Source organism: Streptomyces sp. NPDC054842, from assembly GCF_053611025.1.
Genome location: NZ_JBSGZN010000002.1, coordinates 82,921 through 96,388, shown reverse-complemented (window position 1 = coordinate 96,388; position 13,468 = coordinate 82,921). Strand labels below are relative to the sequence as shown.

The window sequence follows — 13,468 nt, the reverse complement described above, 5'->3', positions numbered from 1 at the left end:
CTCCCGCCCGCGCGACGCACAGCGAACGCAGCGATGGCTTCGGGTCCGCTCGTCCGTCCGTCTTCCTGATGAACGAAAGCACTTCAGGTGAAGGGGTCTGGAAGGGCGAGCACCGCGAGTAACCTCTCCACCTCAGTACAGTCACGGCAGGCCGGGGAAATGGGCCTGCCCAGGGGGATTTGAGGGGGATCTTCCATGGCCGGGCCTCATCATGAGTCGAGCGGATTTCCGGACGACGAGGGTGCCGACGATTTCGTCCGCGAGTTCCGTCAGGCGGTCTCACCCGCCGACCGGGACATGCTCGCCCACACACCGCCTCTGCTGATCCTGGACGTCGCCGGCGACGACGTCGACTACGACCGCCGGGTCCGGCGGCTCGTCGAGGCGCTCGAGCGGGCGCTCCGCGGTCAACAGGACGCGAAGCTCGTCCCGTACACGCTTCCGACGGCCGACGACGCCTCCGCGCTGCTGTCCGGCGCCGCGGCCCGCGGACTGGGCCGGGGGATGCCCAGGCACATGACACCCGACCGGCTGCCGGGCTTCTGGCCCCTGTGGGATTCGGTCGCCTACATCCGGGCGCACGCGGAGGAACGGCAGGCTCCGGGAGCGGCCGCGCTGCGCGATCATGCGCACGAGCAGTTGCGCCTCAACCGCCAGCAGCGGCGCGAAGGACGCCTGCAGGCCGCCCTCTGGGCGCTCGGCGGCGGTGAGTCGCCGCCGGTCGGCGGGCTGCGCGGCTGGCTGCTCGGCTCCCTGTGGCACGGGATCACGCGGACGCTCCCCCGCTGGTGGTGGGAGCGGCGCAAGACCCGGCGGATGGTACGCAAGCCGCGCCTGTTCCGCCCCGCCCGTCAGCGATGGCTCGGCGGGATGCTGGGCATGACCGGTGATGCCGAGACGCTCTTCGCGGTCATGGACGAAGTGGCCGACCGGCAGATGTCGCGGCTCGTGCTGCCCCTCGACCATCCCCGGCACCAGGAGTCGCTGGCCGCCCTTGAGGCGCTGCTCACGCGAGCACTGCTGGAGGACCTGAAGGCGCCCGCGATCGGCAGATGGCGTCCTCTGCAACGCCGCCGCACCGCACGTCCGGTGCTACTGGTCCAGCTGCCCCGGCAGGACAGACCGAGTGCCGTGGCCGTGGAGCGCTTCCTGCGGGCGTTCCACCGTGAGCGCAGGAGCAGCACCCAGTCGCCGGGGCCGCTGGTCATCGCGATCGGAAGGCCCTCGCAGCAACTGCTGTCGGACCTCGGCAATCCACCCGTGTCCGGTCTCACCCCGGCGGGACGCCTGCTGCACCAGTCCGGCTCCGAGGTGATCCTGGTACGGCTGAAGGAAGAGCCGTTCACCCGGGAAGGGTTGTTCATCCGCCCCACGTCACCGGCGACCTACCGCGTCAGCGGCCGCCTGATGACCGCGGGGGTGGCCGGCGGCACCGTGCTGGCCCTGGCGCTGACAGGAATCGGCGCTGCCCAGGCGTTCATCCCGGACACCCCGGAGAACAGCAGGTGCGTGGCCGGTGACATGCCGGTCGCGGGAAGCAGGTACAACCGGCCCGTCCCGCTGCACCCCAAGCAGTGGTACGACCAGACGCTGGCGGAGATCCACGCCCAGAACCGGCGGGCCGAGGCTTTCGCGGCGCAGGGCAAGACCGTTCGCACGGTCGTCGCGTTCACATCGAACGGTCCGACATCGAAGACGGACACGCTGTTCGACGGAACGATTCCGGAGCTGCGCGGTATCGCCATGTGGCAGCGCAAGCTTAACGACGACGCGATCTCCGACGACTCCCGGGTGCCGCTCCGGGTCGACGTACGCCCGAGCGGCGAGGGTTTCGCACGCGCCGAGCAGGAGGCACGGAAGCTCGTCGACCAGGTCAGGGGGGCCGGCCAGGGCACCGGCAGCCCGACGTACGAGAAGGTGATCGGCGTACTCGGCTTCGCCCAGAGCAAGGAGGCCACGCGAGAAGCCCTCAAGATCCTGGAGCAGGCCGGCCTCCCCGTTATCGGGACCACCGCCACCGCGGACGAGATGCTGGTCAGCGCCAACTACTGGCCGTTCACGCCGCTCAACAGCACCGAAGCCCTCATCGCGGCCAACTTCGCCTCCAACTCCCCCGTCATCGCCCGCCCTTCCGGCGGGTGCGAGCCGGCCGAACGGGCCGTCGTCATCCAGAGCCCCGCGGACCTGTACAGCAAGAGCCTCGCCGACAAGTTCCGCGGTGACTTCCACGGCACCAGCCACCTCATCAACTTCTCCCAGACCAGCGACTTCTCCGGCGCGCCCGCGGGCACTCCGAAGATGAAGAGCGCCCACGACCTCGCCGAGAGCGTGTGTGACGCCCTGCGCGGTTCCGAACCCACGATCGTCTACTGGTCCGCGCGCGCCCGCGACTTCGTCGCCTTCGTCAACGCCCTGGACACCCAGGGGACTTGCACGGACCGCGACATCACCATGCTCGGCGGCAACGAGCTGACGAACGTGGCGCTCACCGGCGAGTTCAACGACAAGACCTGGCTGCGCCTGTACTACTCGGCGCACCGGATGCCGGCCGGCGACGGCGCCACCGACAACAAGACCAAGCAGTTCGTCGACGTGTACGACGGCTTCGTGCCCGGAGCCGCCAAGGACGACCCCTGGCGCGACGACGGCCACTCCGCAGTGTCGTACGACGCCTTCCACGTCCTGTCCCGCGCCGCGGACATGGCGGTCTCCGGCCAGGGCGACCTGGACCCCAACGCCATGCTCACCGCACTGCGGAGCGGCATCACCTTCGACGGCGCCACCGGCTACGTCTCCTACGGTCAGGGAAGCAACATGCCTCCACGGAACAAGACCCTCGTCCTGCTGCGCCAGTCGGACCAGGGGCCCAAGGTGGCCCTGGCATGCGGGGCCTACCGGCAGGACCGGATCGACCGCCCGGAAGACGGTGCCTGCGCCGCCCAGTAGCACATGCGCCGCACGTCGTGGCCGTCGATCCCGCCGACGATTGCACACGCCTCGATTGACCTCACAGGCAACCCAGTTCGGGCCGCGCCACCGTCGTACCGGCGGGACTCCGCGAGTCACACCCCTCAGGAGCGGAAGGTACGGCGGTAGGTGTCGGGCGGGACGCCGACACTACGGTGGAAATGACGGCGCAGGGTGGTGGCGGTGCCCATGCCGGTGGCCGCCGCGATGGCGTCCACCGTGGCGTTGGTGGTCTCCAGCAGTTCCCGGGCGTGGCGGATGCGCTGGGTATGCAGCCATTGCAGTGGTGTGGTGCCGGTGAGGTGTCTGAAGTAGCGGCCGAGATGGCGTGAGCTCATGCGTGCCTGGCGCGCCAGGTCCTCCACGGTGAGCGGTTGGTCCAGACGCTCCAGCGCCCAGGGGAACAGCTCACCCAGTGGGTGGTTGCCCGGGGCCGGGAGGGGGGTGGTGATGAACTGGGCCTGGCCGCCGTCGCGGTGGGGTGGAATGACCAGCCGGCGGGCGATCTTGTTGGCGTCGGCCGCGCCGTGGTCGAGGCGGACCAGGTGCAGACACAGGTCCATGGCGGCGGCCTTGCCCGCGGAGGTCAGCACGTCGCCGTTGTCGACGTAGAGGACGTCCGGATCCACGGTGGCCGCGGGGTGGCGCCGGGCCAGCTCGCCGGTGTGGGCCCAGTGCGTGGTGGCACGCCTGCCGTCCAGCAGTCCTGCCGCGCCGAGAACGAAGGCGCCCGTGCACAGTGAGGCCACGCGGGCGCCGGCCTCGTGGGCGCCGCGCACCGCCTCGACCAGTTCGGCGGGCGGTTCCCGGTCGGTGTCGGCCCACCCCGGGACTATCACCGTGTCCGCGCGCTTGAGGTGGTCGAGTCCGTGGTCGGGTTCGAGGAGGAAGCGGCCGACGTGTACCGGCCCGTCTCCGCAGACGGAGAAGTCGTACCAGGGGTCGACGATGTGGGTCAGGTCGCTTCCGAAGACCTCGAGCGCCACGGACAGTTCGTAGTGGAGCATGCCGTCGGTGACGGCCAGTGCGACAGCGGGCATGTCCGAAACTGTACGCGTCATGTCGTTTCCGACAGTCGTGCGGGGGCTGCCACGACGACAGGATGTGTGTGTCAGGGCGCAGCGGTTCGCAGCGCGGCGCGCGTCTCGCGTACACGGGGAGAGTCTCATGGGGTCAGGTCAGTCGGTGGCGGTGTTCGGCGCGTACGGTCACACCGGGCGGTTCGTGGTCGCGGAGCTGGCCGCGCGTGGGTTCGTCCCGGTGCTGTCCGGGCGCAACGTGCAGGCCTTGGGGGAACTGGCCCGCGCACACCGGCTGGAGGCCCGGGTGGCCTCGGCCGATGACCCGGCTTCGCTGGACCGGGCCCTGGCGGGGACGGCGGCGGTCATCAACTGCGCAGGCCCCTTCGCGTCGACCACCGGCCCCGTCATCGAGGCCTCGCTCCGCGCGGGCATTCCCTACCTGGACGTGGCCGCCGAGCTCGAAGCCAATCTGGACACCTTCGCCCACTACCGCGAACGGGCCCTGGAGGCGCGAGCGGTCATCGTCCCGGCCATGGCCTTCTTCGGCGGCCTCGGCGACCTGCTGGTCACCGCCGCCATGGGCGACTGGACGCGTGCCGACGAGGCCCACATCGCCTACGCGCTCAGCAGTTGGCACCCCACCGCCGGCACCCGGCTCTCGGGCGCGGTCTCCCGTGAGCGACGCGGCGACCACCGTGTGCGCTACGTCGGCGGGCAGTGGGAGCGCCTCACCGACGCCCCGCCCACCCTGGAGTGGACCTTCCCGGAGCCCGTGGGACCGCGGCAGGTGATCGGGGAGTTCACCATGGCGGACGTCGTCACCGTCGCCCAGCACCTGACCATCCCGGACGTGACCACCTACATGAGCGCCGAGGCGGCCCGCGACGTGGCCGCCCCCCACACACCGGCTCCCACCGCCGCCGACGGGAGCGGGCGTTCCGACCAGACCTTCCTCGTCGACGTGGTCGTGCGCCGCGGCTCGGCCGAGCGCCGGGCCACCGCCCGCGGCCAGGACATCTACGCCGTCACCGCGCCCCTCGTCGCGGAGGCCCTCGAACGCGTCCTGACCGGTCGCGTCAAGGCCGTCGGCGTCGTCTCCGCCGGCGAGATCTTCGATGCCCCCGACTTCCTGCACGCGCTGGCCCCGCACATCTCACTCGACCTGCACCCGCACAGGCAGCACGCCTGACGTCACCGCTACACGGTCCGCCGGGGCGCGCCTCAGCACGACGCGGACGGGCCGATCAGGCGGCGGCGAAAGCCTCCTCGGGGACGTCGTCGAGGACGAACCCGTTGTCGAGCCGGACGCGGACTGTGACCCGGAGCATCTGTCGCTGGTGGGCGACCCACTGCTCCTCCAAGGCGCCCACCTGCTCCTCCAGTTGGTTTCTGCTCGCCGAGGGCATCTCGTGGCCGAAGGAGTCGAGGAGCGACTTCAGGCGCAGGTACTCACTGACCTCGTGGCTCTCCTGCCGGTGATGCTCCGCCACATGCTCGACGGTCCCCTCGATGCCCGCCGCCAAGGCCAGTGAGGCGGCGAAGGCGACGGGTTCCTCCACGCTCTCCCCCACCTCCGCAGGGGTCACGGACCCGGCCAACCGGAGGTCCGCCGCCAGCCGCACTCGTTGCCCCACATTGAGCGTCATCGATCCTTCGTCTTCCTCGTCGGTCACTGGAGATCCGGTACGCGTGAGGACCTGAGTCGGCTTACGCCCCACCCGCGCGGCTCTCGCAGCCGCACACTAGCGTCAACGAGCCTGCGCGGTGGGACCGCATCACTGCTGCACGCGAGGTCGCCTCAGTTTCCCCGCGACAGGTGCTGCGCCTGCCGTTCCACCAGCGAATGCGTCACACCGACGGAGTCCTGGACGAAGGTCGCAAGAATCGGAGGCTGAGGTGCGATCGTTCCCCAGAGCCAGCCCAGGAACACCGCGGTGAACAACGTCCCCACCGTCGCCATGACGGTCAGCCGAACCGTGGAGGCGTCCTCCGGCCTCTCCGCGACACTGCGCGAACCGGACGTGCCTGCCCGCTGGGGCGGCAACTCCCCACCACGTTCCCGCGCGCCCGCGTTCGGTGACACACGCCGCTCCCCTCCCGCGCTCGAAGGGCGCCGAGCACCGGGTCCTGTCAGGGGGCCTTGCGGCGAAGTCATCGTCACTCACCCACTTTAATCGCGCCGCCCGACGGTCTCGGGGATATTGAGCTTCGGGTGTGCTGGCCTGGCCGTTCGGCTGGTGGGTGATCAACGGACGGTTTCGCGGACGAGGACGAGTGCCCAGCTTCTCCGCCGAGGCCGTGAAGCTACTCGCCCTGCATCGCGTCTGCCGGCACCTCGAAGACGATCTCGAGTCCGTCGCGCTCGTTCCCCCGTTCGCAGACGCGCGTGAAACCGAAACCCTTGATGGTGGCCAGGGAGGCGCTGTTGTCGGACCTGATAGTGGCTCGCACGGTCCTGACACCGGGTTCCGCGGCGGCCCTGACGAGCAGCGCCCTCAGCATGGCGCGGGCATAGCCCTGGCGGCGGTACCCGGGCACGACGGTGTAGCCGACCTCGACCGCGCCGGCCTCGTCCGGCGGCCCGTGGAACCCCGCGTCACCGACGACGGCCCCGTCCGGCTCGGACACCACGGCCCGCGTGATCCAGGGCGTGGCAGACGGGTCCTTGGCGAGTTGGTCGGCGCGATAGCCGAAGATCCAACGGGCCCTGTCGCAGACGAAGTACTCGTCAAGGGTGACTCCGGCCGCGGCGCTGCCGCCGGCGAGGTCACCGTCGGCAAGCGCCCGCAGCGCCTTTTCACCGAGCTCGACGAAGCGGACGCGTTTGGGGATGGCGATAACTGTGCTGTTCATCGCGGGAGATGCTCGCCCAGCACCGGAGTGCTGTCCACCTCTTTACGGCCTCGGCGGACATGGTGATCGTCCCGGTCGCGTCCACCAGCCGAACCGCCAGGACAGCAAGCCCGAAGCCCAATGCCCCCGAGGCCGCAAGCCGTCACCCTCTGCCTCCGGGGACGGCACAAGGCGCTGTGGACGTTCGGATACGCCTGCTCCTGCGCCGGTCGGTGCGAGGCACTCGAACCCACGAACCATGGGTGAGGATGATCCGTTCGGCCCGGAACACGCCTCTCGCGCTGCGAAGATCCTCGAAACGGAACGGGCAACAGGGCGTGGGGCGTGGGCGGGGCGGTGGCAGTGGAACGGGGCAGCATGGCCGAGCACGGTACGACGGAACGTACCGCTCGGGACCAGGCGGATCCGGGCGTGTGGGCTGACGACGTACCGCGCGCACGCGCCGCGCCGAAGGACCGGCCGGGCGGACGACAGTACGGCGACGGTCCCGGCGAACCGCGGCAGGCAGAAGGCCCGAGCCGGGAACGCGAGGCGCCGATGCGTGCCGTACCTCGGCACGTGGCCTGTGTGATGGACGGCAACGGCCGCTGGGCGCAACGGCGTTCGCTGCCCCGGACAGCGGGGCACCGGGCAGCCGAGACCACCGTCATCGACACCATCGAGGCGGCCCGGGCCGCCGGTGTGGAGTGGCTGAGCCTGTACGCCTTCTCCACCGAGAACTGGAACCGCCCCGGTCCCGAGGTCGACTATCTGATGCGGCTGGTGCGGCGAGTCGTGCGCAAGCATGCGCCGCTGCTGCTGGCCCGTGGCATCCGCTGCCGCTTCCTCGGGGTCGCCGATCCGCGCATCCCCAGCGAACTCGCCAGGGACTTCGACGATCTGTCGGTACTGACCGCCGACAACCAGGGCATGACGCTGACCGTCGCCTTCGGCCACGGAGGGCGCCGGGACATCGTGGAGGCCGCCAGGTCCCTGATCCGCAGCGGGACGCCCGCCGACGAGGTGACCGAGCGGCTCTTCGCGGACCACCTGCCCTTCGCCGACACACCGGACGTAGATCTCGTGATCCGCACCTCCGGCGAGCAGCGCATCTCCAACTTCATGCTCTGGCAGGTCGCCTACGCCGAGTGGGTCTTCCCCGAGGTGCTCTGGCCGGACTTCCGGGCCCCCGACTTCCTCGCCTGCCTGCAGACATACCGGCGCCGCGACCGACGCTTCGGCGGCGTCGCCCCCCGGACGAACGGAGACCCCTCATGAGCACCGAAACCACGGGAACGGCCGACGAAGTGCCCCTGTTCGGGCCGCAGTCGCAGTTCAACGCCTTCTTCAACGATCCACGCTGGGCGCTCGCCATGATTCGCGCCACCGTGCTGGAGGCCGCTCACCCGCAGATCGGCGCCGCTCTCATCGACAACTCCACCTTCGTCGCCCACCCCTGGCGCCGACTGCGCAACACCTTCCTCAGCATGCGGCGCATGTTCGGAGCCGACCCGGCCGTGCGCGAACGGGAGGCCGCCCGCCTCAACCGGCTGCACGCCCGCATGAGCGGCTCCGACACCCGCGGCCGCGCCTATGACGCCATGGACCGCGCGACCCGCGCCTGGGTGGTCGCCACTCTCTTCGAGAGCGCCGTCACCATGTGCCGGCTGAGCGGCCAGCCGCTCGACCAGGACACCATGGAGCGCTTGTACGCCGAGTTCCGCGGGTTCCTCGCCGCGCTCGACGGCGACGCCGCTGAACTCCCCGAGGAACTCGTCGACTTCTGGCGGTACTTCGACCGGGTCGTCGAAACGGAGTTGGAGAACACCGAGGCGGCCCGCGTCATCCTCTACCGGCTGTTCGACCACCTGCCCGCCCCGGCACTGCTCGACGGCGCGCCCACGCTGTGGGCAGCCGGCCGGGCCGTCGCGGGTCCGCTGTTCGGTGCGATCACCGTCGCCTCGCTACCCGAGTCCTACCGGCGCCGGGCCGGCCTGCCGGACATGCCCGGTGCCGCGGCCCTCATGCAGGGCGCCTACCTCGCCGCGGGGCTGGCCCGCTTCCTGCCCGCGGGCTGGATCAACGCCGAGAGCATCATCGAAGCCCTCTCGCTCTCGCCCGACAGCGACGACCCTCGCGCCCGGACAGTGACCGCCCTGCGTTCCCGCATGAAGCGGGCCTCGGCTCTGCTGCGCCTCCTCACACCACTGGGCGGCACCCCCGACCCCGACCCGGCGCCCTCGGACAGCACGGTGGAGAACCGGCGTTCGGCGGAGGAGTTCTTCCGCAAGGTGTTGGACCAGACCGGCGACGGCCACCTCGACTGGCCGGACCTCGCCGCGATGGCCCGCGAACTCTCCACCCGCCTGGACCTGGACGAGCCCCAGGAGAGCCGGCTCTACGACGCCTTCGCCGCCTGGTGGCGCGAACTCCAGGCCGCCCTCGACACCGACGGCGACGGCCGCGTCAGCGCCCACGAGTACGCCGCCGCCGTCCCCTCCCTCGCCGGACCCGCGCTCATCCGCGTCGCCGAGGTCCTCTTCGAGGCCACCGACAAGGACAGCAGCGGAACCATCGACGCCGACGAGTACCGGGCCCTCTTCCGTACCGGCTTCCACCGCGACCTCGCCACCACCGACGGCACCTACAGCCAGAGCGCCTTCGTGGGCGACTTCCTTTCCTTCATGTCGGGCCGCCGCACGAACACCGCGTACGACCCCCTCCTCGCCGACGCCTGACTTGCTGCCGGCCTTGCGCCCAGTCGTGAGACAGGACGACCAGCGACGTGGACCGTCCCGGACACCGCGCGGCCGGCCGGACTCGGCCAGGCGCGCGGGCTGTTGCGGTGTGTGCGGCCCGGGGGGCGAGGGCTCAGCGATGAGCCGGTGGCAAGGTGCCCGGCAGGGACGCGCCGCAGTACGGGCGGTGGCCGCGCCCACGCGCCGCTCCGGCTCCCGCTCCCGCTCCCGGCGGGAATGCCGGATATCACGGCATAAGGGTTCCCGGAACGCTAGCCTCTCCACGCAAGGTGCGCCGAGGAGTTGTGGGGGACGAGAGGCGTGACGAGCGACATGGCGGCACTGCGCCGCATGGAGCGCCATCTGACGGGCACGGCGCAAGAGGCCAACTATCTGGTCGACTTGTCCAATGTCGTCCGGGACCGGAATCTCGGCGGCGGCTCCGCGCGGGAGTTGCGCCGTTTGCGGCTGGTCCTGCGGGCCCTGTGCGAGTTCACCGGCGACCCGGAGGTCACCGTCCACGCGATCGCGGACAACAGCCTGCTGCACCCGCGGTACGACGGTGAGTTCGGCGACCCCGCGGAGGGCGCGCTGCTGCGGGAATGGCGGGATCGCGGCCTGATCGCCGCCATCGCCAAGGCCGACCCGGACCTCCTCGACCACGCCAGGGCGTTCGGTACCCGAGTGATCAGCAGCGACAACTTCACGGGGCACCGGGGCGAGCACGAGTGGGTGCAGGGGGACCATGAACACTTCCTGCGGCCCGAACGCGTGGCGGGCGGCCCGGTGCGGCTGGTCCTGCGGGACATGGGAGTCTTCGCCGACCGTCAGGTGTCCCGGGAGGGCGAGCGGGACACGCTCAAGGCCCGGAACCTGCTGGACTTCAAAGGCCGGCCCCGTTCGGACGTGCTCGGCCGGTCCTGGCGCTGCCCGCGCCCGGAGTGCCGGCCCAGCCCTGCGATCCAGGGCGGCAAGGTGGTGTGCCGTACCCACCGAACGCTGCTGACGGACACCGGGCCTCGGCGCCGCCGCGTCCAGCTGAAGATCCTCGTGGACGGCACCTGCCGCGCCTGGGAGAACGTCACCGAGGTCCGCGACGGGCAGGACCGGCAATTCGTGCTGGGGCGCGGTCACTTCGCGCGGATCGAGGAGTGCTGGCTGGCCGGGGACCGGCGGCGCAGGATCAGCCGGGAACACCTGCTGCTGATCTGCGGTGCGGGCGCCCTGCGGGTCGTGGACACCAGCTCGGCGGGCAGCAGGATCCGCACCGTCCGCCCGGGCGGTGCGCCCACCGAGTGGCGCGCCCTGCCGCGCCCCACGTCCGGGGACGGGCCAGTACCGGGCAACCGCGCACCGCGCGCCTTCGGTCCCGATGACGAGATCGAACTGGTTCCGGGCGTCGTCCTGCGTCGCAGTGGTCAGCGGTGGCCGGAGGAGCGTGCGGAGGGGGTACGTGCCAAGCCACCGAGAAATCCGGCGTACGGCGACGAGTTGACGCATGTGGACTGAGGTTGGGCCGCCGTTTCGGGGGAGGCCACGAGTGGGACCGGTGGGGGGCGAGTGGAACCGCTGCGCGAGGGCGATCCGGAGCGGATCGGCGGACACGAACTGTTCGCGCTTCTGGGTGAGGGCGGCTGGGGGAACGTCTACTTCGCCCGGACGGGCAGAGGCCGTTCGATCGCGTTGAAGACGATCAGGCCAGAGTGCCTGGAGGAGAATCCGGACCGTTTCCGCAGGCGTTTCGCCAGGGAGGTCGAGGCGGCGCAGGCGGTCGATCCCCGGCACACCGCGGAGGTCGTCGACTTCGACACGCACGCCGCGGAACCGTGGTTCGCGTCCCGGTACATCGCGGGCGTGAACCTGGCCGAGGCACTCGACCACTGCCGGAACCCGCTGCCGCTGCGTACCTGGCGGGTGCTGGCGGCAGGGCTGGCCAGAGCCCTGCACAGCGTCCATGACGCCGGTCTCGTCCACCGCGACCTCAAGCTCGCCAACGTGCTCCTGGCGGCCGACGGCGCCTACGTCATCGACTTCGGCATCGCACGGCACCTCTCCCCCACCGACGGCGGGACCCTGACGGGTACGGGAAGCGGTCCGCGAACGACCAGTTTCGCCGCACCCGAACAGCTCAGGGACGAGCGGGTGGGGCCGGCATGCGACGTCTTCGCCCTGGGAGTCGTGCTGGCCTGCACCGCCCTCAACCGGCACCCGTTCGGGACCGGATCCCCCATGGAGATCGCCGCCAACGTCCTGACCGGCAAGCCCTCGTTGAACGGTCTGCCGCCCGAGGTGGAGAGAGTGGTACGTCCGTGTCTGGAACCGGAGCCCGGCAACCGGCCTGCCCCGGCGGAGATCTCGGCCCTGCTGGGCACCGACGCGTCGCCGCAGGCACGGGACTGGCTGCCGCCGGGTCTGCGCGCCACGATCGACCGGCGGTCCCGTTTCGCCATCGACATCGACCGGCCGCTGCGCCCCCGGGGCACCGGCTCCGCCGCGGCGGCCGGGGCCGCCCTGGGACTGACCATCGAACCGACTCCGCCGGAAGCTGCATCCTCCCTCGGCGCCCGTCCGCTGCGGGAGGGAAGCCTGACGGCTGCGCCGGCGGCGGTGCTCACGGAGACGGAGGTGACCGCGCGGCCGGCGGCTTCCGCACCGGGCGGGGCGGTCGCCCCTGGCACCAAGGACGTGAAGACCAAGTCCGGGGCTGTGACTCAGCCGGCCGACATCGAGGCCATGCGCCGGAAGGCGGCCCACAGCAAGAAGTCCGGTGACTGGGAAGGGGCGCTGCTCTGGTATCGACGCGCGGCAGACGCCGGTAATCCCACGGCCGCCCGGGAGGCCGCCCAGCTGATCGAGAAGCACTTCCCCGACCGCCGCTTCGAAGCGCTCCCGCTCTACCGCATGGCCGCGGACCGGGGCGAGTCCTACGCCAAGTCGCGGCTGACCGAACTGCGGGCCGATGAGCAGCAGAGGCAGACACAGGAAGCGAAACGGGAGCCCAAGGCGTCGGCCAAACCGGCTGCCTCGGCGGGCGCCCAGAGCCCAGCTCAGCCCGCCGGAAAGGTCACCACCGCGACGAAGACCGCTGCCGGCCCGAAGAACACCCGCGACCAGCAGGGCGCCGGTACCGCCAAGCCCGGCAGCACCGGCGGAGCGAAGATGTCCGAGCTGCGCAGGGCGGCCGTGGAGCACGAGAAGCAAGGCCGTCTGCAACAGGCTCTGAACAGCTACGCCCAGGCGGCGGAACAGCCGGGCGACACGGCGTCCAAGCGCGATGTCGCCCGGCTCTGCCTGCTCCTGAGCACCAGCGCCGACAGCCCGGAAGAGCGTCGGCGCCTCAGGAAGCGCGCGGTACGGCTGCACCGGAAACTGGCCCAGGACGGCGACGCCCAGTCGATCCGGGCATTGGCGGAGCTCGGGCTGACGGTCGACAGCCGGGACCAGCACGAGAACCAGCTGGAGACTCAACTGCGGGCGCAGTTGCAGTCGGCGGGTCAGGGCAGTTCCAAGGCGATGCGTGCCGTGGCCCGGACGTATCTGCGGCTGGGCGGCGAGGAATACGTCCAGGCTGCGCTCTCGTGGCTTCGGCTCGCCGGCGAGTCGGGCAACACCGGCGCCATGCTGGAGGGGGCCCGGGCTTACGAGGAACTCGGGCAGCTCCGCGAGGCACTGGAGTGGTACCGGTGGGCCCAGGAGAGCGGTGACGGTTCCGCCGTGCCGCACATCGAGCGCCTGGCGGCCGAGCACCCCGGAGCGGCCCTGATGTCCCGCCTCTCCAGGCGCCTGCGGCGCGCCTGGTCCTGACATCGCGCGGCCTCGGACGACGACGCGTGCCGACGACGGCCTCGGCTGCTGCTCGTTGCCGGTGTTGGCCTGCAGTCCGGCCGGGACGGGCATCGTTGACGGAGT

10 protein-coding genes are annotated in these 13,468 nt (G+C 71.1%); 6 read left to right on the top strand and 4 right to left on the bottom strand.

Going from position 1 to position 13,468, the window contains the following annotated elements; all coding sequences use genetic code 11:
* Window positions 1–195: 195 nt before the first annotated feature.
* Window positions 196–2,946 (top strand): ABC transporter substrate-binding protein, encoded by a 2,751-nt coding sequence (locus tag ACWGIS_RS02160; RefSeq protein WP_453360509.1) that lies wholly within the window; start codon window positions 196–198, stop codon window positions 2,944–2,946.
* Window positions 2,947–3,071: 125 nt separating this feature from the next.
* Here the strand turns inward: ACWGIS_RS02160 and ACWGIS_RS02155 are convergent, their stop codons facing one another.
* Entirely contained in the window at window positions 3,072–4,007 is a 936-nt protein-coding gene (locus ACWGIS_RS02155) for a helix-turn-helix domain-containing protein (RefSeq protein ID WP_453360508.1), read from the bottom strand.
* A 127-nt stretch (window positions 4,008–4,134) separates the two neighbouring features.
* Here ACWGIS_RS02155 and ACWGIS_RS02150 point away from each other — a divergent pair, with 127 nt between their 5' ends.
* Complete coding sequence (locus ACWGIS_RS02150) at window positions 4,135–5,178, top strand: saccharopine dehydrogenase family protein (protein ID WP_453360507.1); 1,044 nt, start codon at window positions 4,135–4,137, stop codon at window positions 5,176–5,178.
* A 55-nt stretch (window positions 5,179–5,233) separates the two neighbouring features.
* Here ACWGIS_RS02150 and ACWGIS_RS02145 read toward each other — a convergent pair whose 3' ends face one another.
* The 3 genes from ACWGIS_RS02145 to ACWGIS_RS02135 form a co-directional block, all read right to left on the bottom strand.
* Entirely contained in the window at window positions 5,234–5,662 is a 429-nt protein-coding gene (locus ACWGIS_RS02145; RefSeq protein WP_453360506.1) for a hypothetical protein, read from the bottom strand.
* A 125-nt stretch (window positions 5,663–5,787) separates the two neighbouring features.
* Complete coding sequence (locus tag ACWGIS_RS02140) at window positions 5,788–6,072, bottom strand: hypothetical protein (protein WP_453360505.1); 285 nt, start codon at window positions 6,070–6,072, stop codon at window positions 5,788–5,790.
* A gap of 221 nt (window positions 6,073–6,293) precedes the next feature.
* Window positions 6,294–6,842: a GNAT family N-acetyltransferase gene (locus tag ACWGIS_RS02135; protein ID WP_453360504.1), complete on the bottom strand. Its 549-nt coding sequence runs from the start codon at window positions 6,840–6,842 to the stop codon at window positions 6,294–6,296.
* A gap of 537 nt (window positions 6,843–7,379) precedes the next feature.
* On the opposite strand from ACWGIS_RS02135, the gene uppS reads away from it, so the two are divergent.
* The 4 genes from uppS (at window position 7,380) to ACWGIS_RS02115 (ending at window position 13,363) form a co-directional block, all read left to right on the top strand.
* Window positions 7,380–8,099: a polyprenyl diphosphate synthase gene (gene uppS / locus ACWGIS_RS02130; RefSeq protein ID WP_453360503.1), complete on the top strand. Its 720-nt coding sequence runs from the start codon at window positions 7,380–7,382 to the stop codon at window positions 8,097–8,099.
* A complete protein-coding gene (locus ACWGIS_RS02125; RefSeq protein ID WP_453360502.1) occupies window positions 8,096–9,559 on the top strand; it encodes an oxygenase MpaB family protein in 1,464 nt (487 codons plus the stop codon). Before uppS ends, ACWGIS_RS02125 begins: the two co-directional genes overlap by 4 nt.
* A 321-nt stretch (window positions 9,560–9,880) precedes the next feature.
* Entirely contained in the window at window positions 9,881–11,068 is a 1,188-nt protein-coding gene (locus ACWGIS_RS02120) for an FHA domain-containing protein (protein ID WP_453360501.1), read from the top strand.
* A gap of 51 nt (window positions 11,069–11,119) precedes the next feature.
* Complete coding sequence (locus ACWGIS_RS02115; protein WP_453360500.1) at window positions 11,120–13,363, top strand: protein kinase domain-containing protein; 2,244 nt, start codon at window positions 11,120–11,122, stop codon at window positions 13,361–13,363.
* Window positions 13,364–13,468: the final 105 nt, after the last annotated feature.

Excerpts from the sequence above, each read along its gene's own strand:
- ACWGIS_RS02125 (WP_453360502.1), top strand. The coding sequence starts at position 8,096 with ATGAGCACCGAAACCACGGGAACGGCCGACGAAGTGCCCCTGTTCGGG.
- ACWGIS_RS02155 (WP_453360508.1), bottom strand. The coding sequence starts at position 4,007 with ATGCCCGCTGTCGCACTGGCCGTCACCGACGGCATGCTCCACTACGAA.
- ACWGIS_RS02135 (WP_453360504.1), bottom strand. The coding sequence starts at position 6,842 with ATGAACAGCACAGTTATCGCCATCCCCAAACGCGTCCGCTTCGTCGAG.
- ACWGIS_RS02160 (WP_453360509.1), top strand. The coding sequence starts at position 196 with ATGGCCGGGCCTCATCATGAGTCGAGCGGATTTCCGGACGACGAGGGT.
- uppS (WP_453360503.1), top strand. The coding sequence starts at position 7,380 with ATGCGTGCCGTACCTCGGCACGTGGCCTGTGTGATGGACGGCAACGGC.
- ACWGIS_RS02150 (WP_453360507.1), top strand. The coding sequence starts at position 4,135 with ATGGGGTCAGGTCAGTCGGTGGCGGTGTTCGGCGCGTACGGTCACACC.